Source organism: Methanophagales archaeon (genome assembly GCA_021159465.1).
Taxonomy (GTDB): Archaea; Halobacteriota; Syntropharchaeia; order Alkanophagales; family Methanospirareceae; genus G60ANME1.
This window is the reverse complement of record JAGGRR010000234.1, coordinates 1-11,579: the sequence shown is the minus strand read 5'-3', so window position 1 is coordinate 11,579 and position 11,579 is coordinate 1. Positions and strand designations below refer to the sequence as shown.

The following is an 11,579-nucleotide window of genomic DNA, read 5'->3' as shown; positions in this document are numbered from 1 at the left end:
TATAAGTTATAGTTATTGATGTTTATCCTTCTTCTTCTCAAACCTTTCGACACTTACACCTTCTATAGCTATAGCGAGTTCAACCTCATCCATTCCTGAAAGACCCTGTTCTCTCCGTTTAATATCACCTTTACCTACTTACTTACGCTACGATAAGAAATCACTGGACTTTGGCATCTCGGGTTTTAGTCCTTTCCTCTTCCTCACTTCCATCACCTTCTCCACGAAGATTGCCTGCGGTATAGGCTTGAACCCTGCGAATTCGGTACTCCACAACGCTCTACCTTCTGTTGCTGACCTTATATCACCTGCAAAGCCGAACATCTCCGCGACTGGTGCCTCCGCACGCACTGATACCATCTCCCCCTCGGTCTGCATATCCAGTATCTGCCCTCTTCTACTCTGTAACTCCCTCGTCACATTGCCAAGCAGATTCTGCGGTATATTTATAAATACCTCTACCATAGGTTCGAGGAAGGTAGCCTTACCAAGGAGCATAGCACCGAGCAAAGCATTTCTCACCGCGGGAATCACCTGCGCCGGACCCCTATGTATCGAATCCTCATGCAGCTTCACATCTATTAACTTCACCTTCACACCCATGCACTTCTCATGCGCTAATGGTCCATTATTCATCACATCCCTGAACCCATCGCGAATCAATTCCATAGTCTCTCGCAGATATTGAATCCCCTTTGTCATATCTATTAACAGATTGCCCTCAAAGATCTCAACGACATTCTTCGCCTCTTCCTTCCCTATACCTGCTTCAACCAGCTTATCACGCAGCCATACCCTGTCCTTGCCCACCGTTATACCCTCTGTCTTTATCTTCTCCACCACCTCCGCACCTAATGGCTCTACCTCAAAATAGAACTTGTTATGCCTGTTCGGCGATTTGCCCTCGACCGGCCCCGCATGCTCCTGCACCGTCTCGCGATAGACGACGATTGGTGGCGATACTACTATCGGGATGTTCTCATCATGATTTATCCGATTGGTTATTATCTCCAGATGCAACTCTCCCATCCCTGAGATCAGGTGCTCACCAGTCTCCTCATTTATCTCCACTCTTACCATCGGGTCTTCCTTCGCTATCTTCCTCAGCACCTCTATCAACTTTGGTAAATCCTTTGTGCTCTTCGCCTCTACCGCAACCGTGACAACAGGCTCGCTGTAATGTTTTATGCTCTCAAATGGCACCATCTCCACAGTGGAGAGCGTGGAGCCAACAACAGCATCCTTTATGCCCACCAGTGCCGCTATATTGCCCGCAGGAACACTATCCACCTCTACTCGCTCCTGACCCATGTATATACTCACCTGGTGTACTCGATTTTTCTTATAAACACCAGAGATGAGTAACTCCTTGCCCTTTTCTATACTACCACTGAATAACCGCCCGGTGGCTACTTCCCCCGCGTGTGGGTCCACCGTGATACTGGTGACCATAAAAGTAACTTCACCCTCTTTATCACAGTTTATCATGCTCTGCCCTATCGCTGATGTGACATCACCATGCCATATCACGGGCACCCGATACTTCTGTGCCACCAGTGGATTGGGCAGATGCTCTGTTACCATATCAAGAACTGCTTCATACGCAGGGCACTTCAATGCCAGCTCCTTCATATTGCCCGCTTTGCAGTATTCAAACACCTCTTTGAAACCAATTCTGGTCTTTTCCATCGTTGGCACGCTAATAGCCCAATTATATAACGCGGATCCGAAGGCAACATTCCCTTTCGCTGCATCCAGCTTCCATTCCTCGTATTTATCCTTTTTCATGCCTTGAATCAGCTTATTTATCTTGTCTATTATCTTAGCAAGTCTGACCTGCATCTCTCTTGCATCTACCTTCAACTCATTTATCATCCTGTCAACCTTGTTAATGAAAAGAACAGGCTTCACGTTCTCCTTCATCGCCTGTCTTAACACCGTCTCAGTCTGAGGCATGGCGCCTTCTACTGCATCAACAACCACCACCGCACCATCAACTGCTCGCAGTGCTCTCGTCACATCACCACCAAAATCAACATGCCCTGGTGTATCTATAAGGTTTATGAGGTAATCATCACCCATATAGTTATAAACCATGGACACATTTGCTGCGAATATGGTTATCCCTCTCTCCTGTTCCAGGTAATAGAAATCGGTGAAGAGTTGCTCACCCGCCAGTTCCTTTGATATTATACCCGCACCCGCGAGGAGGTTATCGGTCAACGTGGTCTTACCATGGTCTATATGTGCAATGATACCGATATTTCTTATCCGCTCAGTCCTGCCCATCAATACTTTTACCTTCTCTGCTGCTTTCTTTCCCCTTGTTGCCATCCTTTTTTCACCTTCTTTGATTACTATCTTTTATTGTATAACTTAGTAACCTTTAAAATATAACAGTACAATAAATAAGCAATATAAGCCTAAGCCCGGGTGGTGTAGTGGCCTATCATTGAGCCCTGTCGAGGCTCGGACTCGGGTTCAAATCCCGACCTGGGCGTATAATATCATATATCCTTAAAGATTAAAGAGAGAGATGGGCGAGATATCAGAAGAGAAAGTTCGTAATGCGGTGGCGCAGGTGAGGCATCCTGCTATAGATCGCACGCTGATGGAGCTGGGGATACTGAAGGATATAACCGTTGAAGACGATAAAATCATCATTACGCTGGCATTTCCGTTCCCTGGTATTCCCATTCGCGAACTGCTTGTAGAGAGTGTGCGGGAACCGGTAGAGGAGATGGGAGCAAAGGTAGAAGTGAAGACAACGGTGATGACCGCGGAAGAACTGCAAGCTTTCTTAGCTATGGAGCAGGAAGCGTGGGGATTATAAGATGAAATATCTTGAGGACTTATCGCATAGCACATCTCTTCGGCTGTGAAGCTATCACCTCATCCATATAGCAATCCTCACACAGCTTCATACCTTTGAACTCATAGATATCGCCAGAGATAGTCTTCCCACATTTGTCACATCTTACCTCTTCCTTATTGTCCATCTCCTATCAACATGTTAATGTATTACACTTATTATAGATATAGTGGGAGCTAACTTGATCCGGATAGCACTTGCACAGGTAAATCCCACCGTCGGTGACATAGATGGTAACACAGCAAAGATAATTGAATATATCAAAAAAGCACGTGATAGTGGTGTGGATCTGGTGGTATTCCCCGAACTGGTGATTACCGGGTACCCACCAAAAGATTTATTATTGAAACCCTCATTCATCGAGGCGAATAGAAGAGCTTTAGCTCAAATACTAAGTGAAACAGCAGATATTGCGGTTATTCTCGGTTTTGTTGACCACTCCGATGCCCCCTTCATAAGTAATATCTACGATATATCTGCTTTACCAAAGAAGACTCTGTATAATTCTGCCGCATTACTCCATGATAGGAAACTGATAGGCATACAGCACAAGATGCACCTCCCGAACTACGATGTATTTGACGAGAAAAGATATTTCAAGCCCGGAACCGAGAATCGCGTATTCAACTTGGATAAGTCCAGGCACAACCTCAAGCTTGGTATAAATATACGTGAGGACATCTGGGTGGATGGACATGGACCCACGGAGAAGCAGGTGGAACTCGGTGCTGAACTCATTGTGAACATCTCCGCATCACCTTTCTATGCGGGCAAGAGCAGACTGAGAAGGGAACTGATAGCAATGCGAGCGCGGGCGAATAAGGTCCCTATTGCATACGTGAATTTGGTTGGTGGTCAGGATGAACTGGTATTTGATGGCAGAAGCGGTATATTTAATGACAAAGGCGCGCTAATTGCGGAAGGAGAACAATTTAAGGAGTGTTTTATTACATCCACTCTCGATAGCGCTCCGATAACGCCCCCAGATGAAGCCGATAGGGCAGAGATGACAGAGATAGAAGAGATCTTTAATGCCTTGCTACTGGGCATAAAGGATTATGTCCGGAAGAACGGTTTCAGAAAGGTTGTCATCGGGCTAAGCGGTGGCATAGACTCCGCTCTTACTACCGTTCTGGCAACAGAGGCTCTGGGTGCGCATAATGTCGTTGGAGTAGCGATGCCCAGTGCAATCACTTCCTCAAGCAGTATAGAAGATGCGAAGAGATTGGCTGAGAACCTTGGTATAGAGTTCAAGGTTATTCCCATTGTTGAGGCGGTGAATGCATATACGAGGATGCTATCAAAGGAGTTCAAAGATACCACGCCCGATGTGACAGAAGAGAATATCCAGGCGAGGATTCGCGGAAATATCTTGATGGCACTATCGAACAAGTTTGGATACCTCGTTCTCTCCACCGGCAACAAATCAGAACTCGCTGTTGGCTATTGTACGCTTTATGGTGATATGAGCGGCGGTCTGGCTGCCATCTCGGATGTGCCCAAGACCACTGTGTATAAGCTTGCAGAATACTATAACACACTCAAGGGAGCGGAGGTTATCCCACACAGCATCATAGTTAAAGCGCCTTCAGCGGAATTGCGGGCTGGGCAGAAGGATACCGATTCGTTACCGCCCTATGAGGTGCTGGATCCGATATTGCATGCATATATAGAAGAGAACAAGAGCAAAGAGGAGATAATCGAGATGGGTTTCGATGCAGAAGTGGTCAGTGAGGTTATATGGAAGGTAGACCATAACGAATACAAGCGACAACAGGCACCAATAGGTATAAAGATAACGCCAAAAGCCTTTGGCACAGGCAGGCGAATGCCTATCACGAATAGATATAATGAGTAAATGGTAAGGGTAAGAATTGGGGTAAGGGGGGAATTGACTGATTAAGTACTTTTAGCCAGTTCTTTCTCTATTATTCGCCTCGCTTCCGCCTCAAATTCGCGTTTCACAACTTGTTTATTGGATATTATACCACTAAATGGACATTCCGCTGGTCTTGCTTTATTCTCCGGGCACACGCCCAATGTGAATCCACGACACCATATGCTTGAAAATATGACGGGATATTCACGTACACATATTTTATACATACGCATTGCGAGTTCTCTCATCTCTGGCGATGCGCGTACGCAGAGGCGAAGCATGAAGAAGTTTATCAGGCTGCGAACGTTCATGGTAACTATATAATGGGTATGTAAAGCCATTGGCAATACGTATCTCGCCTCTTCTTTGCCGATGCCAAGCCCTCTCAGCCGGACGTATGCCTCATTTGCGCTCTTCATCCCTTCCCTGTAAATCCTCATCGCTTCCTCGTTGCTGCTCAGTCTCCCGGGAATATAATACTCAAACTCCTCTTCTCCATTATATCTCGTGCTTCTTGCGGTATGTGATGCAATCCTGTGCTCTAACAGCTCTCTACTGAGTGCCACACTTATACCCTCAATATCGAATGTGAAGCAGATGTGTTCAAGGACGGAGGAATAATCATTATCTGTAATCAGCTTTACCATCGCTTCCATATCCTGCATCGAAGGGAAACCACTTACCCGTGCTGCATCCGCAACCAGAGCCAATCCTTCTTCTGTCACCCTGAGCAATTTCACTTCCATTGCAGATAAATTTTTATTGCCCTGTGATAAATATAAAAAGAAAAAACTTTAAAAAAATCGAGGTTTAAAATAAACACCATGAAAATTAAATTTAATGGCGAAACACAAGATGTTGAAAGTAAGACGCTGGGAGACATAATTGAAGAACTGAAGGGTTTATACCGGCAGGGTTGTACAATAGCTGTGGTCTCAGAGAAGGAAGAGAAGGAGTTGAAGAATGAGTTTGCAGTGAAGACGGAGCGTGGTGAAGCGAGGATAAAAATGTTCAGAGAGGGCGAAGGTGAAGGGGAGAGTGAGAGTAAAAGTAAAAGTGAGGCATTGTCTTTATTTCTCAGCGGTTATAAGAGGTTTAACAATGGCGTAATAGCCTGGAAGACCGACGATGTAACTGCTATTGGACCGATACAGACAGATTTAAGTGTGGAAAGAGCCGAGCACAGCTATAAGAAATGGGATGTTTTCCTCGGTTTTGGCGGCTTCGATCCGAACTTGACTTACCTTATGATAAGTAAACGTGAGCACAAAGCTGCTTATGGTACCGGTGCCGATGCTATAATAGGGAAGTTGACACGCGGGAGGAGCATTATCTCAAGTTTAGAGGAGGGGGATAAAATAGAAGGGATACACCCGATAGTAACAAAAGCGGAACGAGTTGGATTCGTCACTACGGATCTGGATACAGAGATAGAGGAGGGGCAGGAAATATTCACTTTCGCAAAGATAAAACTATTCAGAGAAGCACCGATGTCAAGTGAACATTTCTTCTCGCTCAGTTATCGTGGTGTCATCCACGTGGATGACTTTGCGAAAACGTATGTAGCGGCAGAGAACCTGAAAGGGCTCAGTTTACCTGCAGAGAACCTCGCTTACAGGTCAAAATACCATCTCTCAGCACGAAATGATGGTACAGAGCGTGGGAAGGTATTTTTATATAAGGATAGCAGGTTGCCGAACCCCTCACATAATGTATTTGGGGAGATAGTACAGGGTGGGGAATTGATAGAATATGCGCATCCGGGCGATACGATTCTTATAACGACAGAGCCAAAGTGGATGATGATGGTGGGTAAGACGCAGAAAGAAGCGGAAGAGTTCTTTGCGCATGAAGATATTGAGCAGGTCAGGGAAGGGAATACCAATGATGATGCTATCGTTGTGGACCAGAAGCCCGAGCTAACTATGGAGATCATTGATAGGGGCACGGTGAGAACAGTTGGTGTAGATGCGAAGGATGTATATGAGGTGGAGTTGTTTTATGATAAGGCACCGAAGACGGTGTGGTATTTCAAGAAGCTTACAGGGTTGATCAATCGTCCAATAGGGCATTTGAAGGTTTATTTCAGCATTCCGGGAACAATGGTCCTGTTTGAGGGCAATGCAGAAGAAGCAGGAACACTGGTACCGGAGAATATACCGAAGGAGAAAGTAGAGAAGGGAATTCTGGGCGTTACAAATATGTCAAGGTCAAACAAGGGACTTATGGGCATTCGGTTAAATGATAGTGATACGTATGGTCCAACAGGAGAGACATTCGACGGTGCCAACCTCGTGCTCTCGTTCTCGCCTCTCACACCTTCTACCATGGAGCGGCTTGGTAAGTTAAAAGAGGGGGACGTCATTTATGTGAGGGAGAAGGCATAGCACCACCAGCACCGCCTACCAGAATCTTCTTTACGCGTATGTGGGGAGCATATTCAGAGACCGGAACCTCCTGGCCTGCTTTGCCACAGTATCCAATTGAACCCCTGCTCTTTATCTTACCCACCATGTCTATGCTCTTTAATATATCTAAGGTTCGCCCTGAGAGCGATACGTTCTTCAATCTCTTTGTGAGCTCTCCCTTCTCTATCAGGAATGCCTCTTCTGCACTGAACTGAAATTCGCCCCTTACTGTGTCCACCTGACCACCACGCATGCCCTTAGCATAGATACCGTATGAGATATCCTCACGCATCTCTTCAAAATCGCTATCGCCAGGCTCAATGACTGTATTGCTCATCCTCACAAGTGGCAGTTCAGAATAATTCGCCGCACGTGCATTCGAGGTCGGTACTGCATCAAATCTACCTGCAGTCTCGCGTGTATGCAGGAATGATACGAGTACGCCTTCTTTTATCACTTCCGTTCGCCTTGCACGAATGCCCTCGTCATCATACCTATAATAGCCATGCGAGTTCTCGATGGTCGGGTCGTCTGCAACCGTCAGCCCCTGATATGCTATCTCCTCGCCCAATTTGTCACTTAATATAGACTCGCCACAGAGTACATGGTCTGCCTCCGCAGCATGCCCGAGCGCTTCATGCATGAATACACCCGTGAGTTTCGGGTCCATAATCACATAGAACATACCGGCAGGGGGCAGTTCAGCATCAAGAAGTCGGAGTGCTTTATCTGCAGCTTTTACGCTCATAACTTCGGGATCCTCTGCTCTTATCACCTCAAAGCCACCTACTGCGCCGATACTCTCCCTGCCCTCCTGTAAGACATTTCCGCGCTTCGCAACTGTATACACGCGCATGAAAACCGCTGGTGCCACTTCCTCTATGTAGCTTCCATCCGAATTCGCATACACTCGCTCCTCGTAACCATCGAGATATGATAAGGAAACACTCTTTATGAGTGGCGAATATTCCTTCGCTGCTCTATACGCATCATTTATCATGCGCTTCTTCTCTTCAATGCTCACATCAGCGGGGTTTATCTTTGGATTTAGCCTAAAATGGTCGGTTATTGAGGGTGCTTCTGCCAGCTTTATCGGTTCTGATTTAGATTCAGATTTGGATTCAGACCCATGGGACGATAGTGCACGAGCAATCCTGAGAGCATCCTCAAATGTCTCTCTAAGTCTAAGTCCAGACTTTGATGATTCGTTAGAGGAAGCGAAACCCCATGAGTTACCATACAGCACACGAACGCCCACCCCATGATCAATACCATAGCTCATCTCCCGAAAGACTCCATCTTGCACTTCTATAACTGTCGCATAACCCTTCTCCATACGGATATCAGCATATCTCGCTCCCATTGAGACCACGAAATCTATGGCTCTGCTTATCTCTTCTCTCATGGTAATGCTCATGTCATGAATCATGAAGAAAGTTTTTTAATTTTAATAATGGTATGTTAAGGATAAGGGTGTTACAGGGACCGTAGCTCAGCCCGGGAGAGCGCTCGGCTGAAGACCGAGTTGTCCCGAGTTCGAATCTCGGCGGTCCCATCATCGATGTTCTACCATTCTTTGACTTTTAGAGATTAAGATAGAGATAGAGGGGGCTAAAAGAGCCGGAGAACGAGTCTGTATTTGAGATAGGCAACCCAATATATAGACCCCCGAGAAGTGAGACGTTGAGTGGATAAAGATAGGAGATGCCGCAGTAAGACAGACAGAAGGATCCCCTCACTATCGCCCGATATTGATAAATATCAGCCTCATCGGTATCCATAAGGGGGAGGAGGGACAAGGGATATTGCACTCGATGCCACAATTCGTGCAGCCGCGCCAGAGATACAACCTACATCATATTGCCGTGAGATAGCAGCGCATTCTGGCGGTAGATATTATCCTATCGTTGATTTGACACCACATAGTGTGCATAACATCGTGAGTATGGAGCAAAGCAGCCTGCTTCCTCGCGACCATCCTCGCGGAGAGCACGGAGGTATATTCATGATTCGCTCACACGATACATGATACACGATACTTGATTTTCGCGTGATTATCTAAACGTATGCAATCCTATGTAAAATTAACACATCCGGCATTTATTTGGATGATAATTGAAACGAAAGTTTAAGATATTGTAACATTAATAACGAACGGCTAATAAAGTGTGATAGGATATTTAACTTGTTCATAGCTTTTTAAAAACTCAACTGAAGTAATGGAAAAGTTTTTATGTAGTGATAAGGAATGTATAGGTAGATAGGTGTGGAAGCCATGATGGGTATGAAAAAAAGCGAAAATTTTTTATGTACTATCTTCCTTGGTATATCTAATATGAGAATAAGAGATTAGGAGGTGAAAACGAAAAGAAAATGAAAATGAGTAAATTAGTTCTGCTGGCAATTGCAGTCATTGCTATCGGTATCTTCGCGCTCCCTTCTACCGTATCGCTCTTCAGTGGCCAGCATAGATGGTATAATATAAGTGGTACTGGAAACGAGATACCCTGTATAAAGTGCCATGCTGATATATACGATGAGTATCTGTTTACAGGGGTCCATGGAACCCTAAGTGGCGGTAGTAATTCTTGGACGATTGGTGATGAGCCCAATGAAGCCTGTGGGGCATGCCATCGGACGGCGTATGAGAAAAAACAAGGATGGACATATGGTAGTGGTGATGGAGTAGATTCGACGCCGGGTGAGGAAGCTCATGCTGCATCTACCGTTGCATGTATGGCATGCCATGAGTTCAATAACGCATATGGCGCACCAGCGGCGGGCGGTTTTTCTATGCCATTTGATAACAGCTCCTATGTAGACCCCGTTAGTGGGCTGCACTTCAATTATACCAATGGTGCACATCCAGGTGGACATGCAGCGCACCAGGGCTTTATAGAAGGTGCAATAAACTTCTCGAGGATGGAAGATGCGAACGAGGCCTGTCTTGGATGTCATACATACATACCAGTAAAGATAAACTGGACGCATGCACGCAATCTGGAGTTCAATGCGACATACAACGCAAGCTTGAACCTGCCACCAACGCACTTCGATACATCCGATTACGAGGCTAATGGTTCTGTGAAGGTAACATCATACGGTAACTACACAGGAGGAGCGAATACAACGGCGTTCCCCACCCCGGTAGCGATCTGGGATAGCTAAAAGAAGATAGAAAAAAACAGAAATTTTTTATTTCCCTTTTCTTTTTATTATCACTAAATGGTCAGGTGTGAAGAATGATGAAACGAGGAATGAATAGTGGAAGGTTATTGTTGCTGGCGATTGCAATTGTCGCGGTTGGTGTATTCGCATTACCCTCAACAGTATCGCTCTTCAGCGGGCAGCATCGGTGGTACAATATCTCTTCGAACGAGAATCAGATCCCATGTAAGAAATGTCATGCAGACGTTTACGAGGAGATGATGAGTATGGAGCCACTGAGTAAAAAACTTGCAGGTAAATCCAGTTCGCCACATAGTTACATGGATGAGAATTGCGAATTATGTCACCGGACCTGTTTCAATATGTCATACAATCCGAGCACGGGCAAATATGAACCTTCAAGTGGATTCATTTATGCAAGTGGCACTGGAACGGGTTCGGTTTCCGGTGTAGAAGCTCACGCAGCATCAACGATAGAATGCATGGACTGTCATGGTATCTCTACCGATAGCGGGGGCGGGAAATGGAACCACTATGGTTATGAGGAATACAATGGTCGGTGTTACCTATGTCATGGTGGAAGTGAGGGATGGTATCGTGGAGAGTATATTACGTTTCCCTTCCGGGGTTATCTAGATTTCATCTCGGCAGGCGGGTTTGGATTGGGCACTACAGGCACAGACACGGGCGAGCACGCGGCGCATAAAGCCTTCGTGTTGGATTCGATAAACGATACAAAAATGGAGGGTTCAAATGAAGCGTGTATTGCGTGCCATACTTCGATACCGGTGAAGATACGATGGACGCATGGACGCAGTTTAGAGTTCAATGCATCCTATGACAAGGGTCTGGTATTACCACCAACGCACTTCAATACATCCAAGTACGAGGCTAATGGCACCGTAAATGTGACGTCATACGGTAACTGCACAGGTGCGGCGAACACAACCAAGTTCCCTGAGCCAGTAACGGTGTGGGGTTGAATAAAAAAACTGGATATTATTATCCCTCCTTTATTTTTTATTGATGTTACTGAGGGATATAGCTGCGATAAAGGGAAAAGTAGGGGCGATAGAAGGGCGATTGGATTCGGTGGACACTGAGCTAATCTCACTTAAAAATAGGACAGAAGGAGATGGGAACTGATATTCGAGCGATAAAGGATAGACTGGAAGTGAAAGAGGAGATATATGCATTAAAGGAGCGATTGAGCGCGGTTGAATCCGAAATAGGTAAAGTCAGAACATGAAGA

General features: G+C 45.7%; 9 protein-coding genes and 2 tRNA genes. 7 read left to right on the top strand and 4 right to left on the bottom strand.

The window, feature by feature from the left end; all coding sequences use genetic code 11:
* Window positions 1–147: 147 nt before the first annotated feature.
* On the bottom strand, window positions 148–2,334 hold the full coding sequence (locus J7J01_09885) for an elongation factor EF-2 (protein MCD6211168.1): 2,187 nt from the start codon (window positions 2,332–2,334) through the stop codon (window positions 148–150).
* Between the two features lie 93 nt (window positions 2,335–2,427).
* Between J7J01_09885 and J7J01_09880 the strand changes: the two genes are divergently transcribed.
* Window positions 2,428–2,500 (top strand) — tRNA-Asp (locus tag J7J01_09880).
* A gap of 36 nt (window positions 2,501–2,536) precedes the next feature.
* The gene (locus tag J7J01_09875) at window positions 2,537–2,833 is read left to right on the top strand and encodes a DUF59 domain-containing protein (GenBank protein MCD6211167.1); all 297 of its coding nucleotides are present in this window, start codon (window positions 2,537–2,539) and stop codon (window positions 2,831–2,833) included.
* 19 nt (window positions 2,834–2,852) lie between these two features.
* Here J7J01_09875 and J7J01_09870 read toward each other — a convergent pair whose 3' ends face one another.
* Entirely contained in the window at window positions 2,853–2,999 is a 147-nt protein-coding gene (locus tag J7J01_09870) for a hypothetical protein (protein MCD6211166.1), read from the bottom strand.
* A gap of 54 nt (window positions 3,000–3,053) precedes the next feature.
* On the opposite strand from J7J01_09870, the gene J7J01_09865 reads away from it, so the two are divergent.
* On the top strand, window positions 3,054–4,730 hold the full coding sequence (locus J7J01_09865) for an NAD+ synthase (GenBank protein MCD6211165.1): 1,677 nt from the start codon (window positions 3,054–3,056) through the stop codon (window positions 4,728–4,730).
* A 41-nt stretch (window positions 4,731–4,771) separates the two neighbouring features.
* Here the strand turns inward: J7J01_09865 and thyX are convergent, their stop codons facing one another.
* On the bottom strand, window positions 4,772–5,497 hold the full coding sequence (thyX, locus tag J7J01_09860) for an FAD-dependent thymidylate synthase (GenBank protein ID MCD6211164.1): 726 nt from the start codon (window positions 5,495–5,497) through the stop codon (window positions 4,772–4,774).
* Between the two features lie 78 nt (window positions 5,498–5,575).
* Here thyX and J7J01_09855 point away from each other — a divergent pair, with 78 nt between their 5' ends.
* The gene (locus tag J7J01_09855) at window positions 5,576–7,138 is read left to right on the top strand and encodes a methanogenesis marker 3 protein (GenBank protein MCD6211163.1); all 1,563 of its coding nucleotides are present in this window, start codon (window positions 5,576–5,578) and stop codon (window positions 7,136–7,138) included.
* Here J7J01_09855 and J7J01_09850 read toward each other — a convergent pair.
* Complete coding sequence (locus J7J01_09850; protein ID MCD6211162.1) at window positions 7,113–8,564, bottom strand: TldD/PmbA family protein; 1,452 nt, start codon at window positions 8,562–8,564, stop codon at window positions 7,113–7,115. The two genes, J7J01_09855 and J7J01_09850, sit on opposite strands and share 26 nt — an antisense overlap.
* Before the next feature lie 76 nt (window positions 8,565–8,640).
* Between J7J01_09850 and J7J01_09845 the strand changes: the two genes are divergently transcribed.
* The 3 genes from J7J01_09845 to J7J01_09835 all read left to right on the top strand — a co-directional run bounded on the left by J7J01_09845 (window position 8,641) and on the right by J7J01_09835 (window position 11,310).
* Window positions 8,641–8,714, top strand: a tRNA-Phe gene (locus J7J01_09845).
* 824 nt (window positions 8,715–9,538) lie between these two features.
* Window positions 9,539–10,327 (top strand): hypothetical protein, encoded by a 789-nt coding sequence (locus tag J7J01_09840; GenBank protein ID MCD6211161.1) that lies wholly within the window; start codon window positions 9,539–9,541, stop codon window positions 10,325–10,327.
* A gap of 74 nt (window positions 10,328–10,401) precedes the next feature.
* Window positions 10,402–11,310, top strand: a complete 909-nt coding sequence (locus tag J7J01_09835) for a hypothetical protein (protein MCD6211160.1) — start codon at window positions 10,402–10,404, stop codon at window positions 11,308–11,310.
* Window positions 11,311–11,579 lie beyond the last annotated feature (269 nt).

Excerpts from the sequence above, each read along its gene's own strand:
- J7J01_09885 (MCD6211168.1), bottom strand. The coding sequence starts at position 2,334 with ATGGCAACAAGGGGAAAGAAAGCAGCAGAGAAGGTAAAAGTATTGATG.
- J7J01_09875 (MCD6211167.1), top strand. The coding sequence starts at position 2,537 with ATGGGCGAGATATCAGAAGAGAAAGTTCGTAATGCGGTGGCGCAGGTG.
- J7J01_09870 (MCD6211166.1), bottom strand. The coding sequence starts at position 2,999 with ATGGACAATAAGGAAGAGGTAAGATGTGACAAATGTGGGAAGACTATC.
- thyX (MCD6211164.1), bottom strand. The coding sequence starts at position 5,497 with ATGGAAGTGAAATTGCTCAGGGTGACAGAAGAAGGATTGGCTCTGGTT.
- J7J01_09855 (MCD6211163.1), top strand. The coding sequence starts at position 5,576 with ATGAAAATTAAATTTAATGGCGAAACACAAGATGTTGAAAGTAAGACG.
- J7J01_09850 (MCD6211162.1), bottom strand. The coding sequence starts at position 8,564 with ATGAGAGAAGAGATAAGCAGAGCCATAGATTTCGTGGTCTCAATGGGA.
- J7J01_09840 (MCD6211161.1), top strand. The coding sequence starts at position 9,539 with ATGAGTAAATTAGTTCTGCTGGCAATTGCAGTCATTGCTATCGGTATC.
- J7J01_09835 (MCD6211160.1), top strand. The coding sequence starts at position 10,402 with ATGATGAAACGAGGAATGAATAGTGGAAGGTTATTGTTGCTGGCGATT.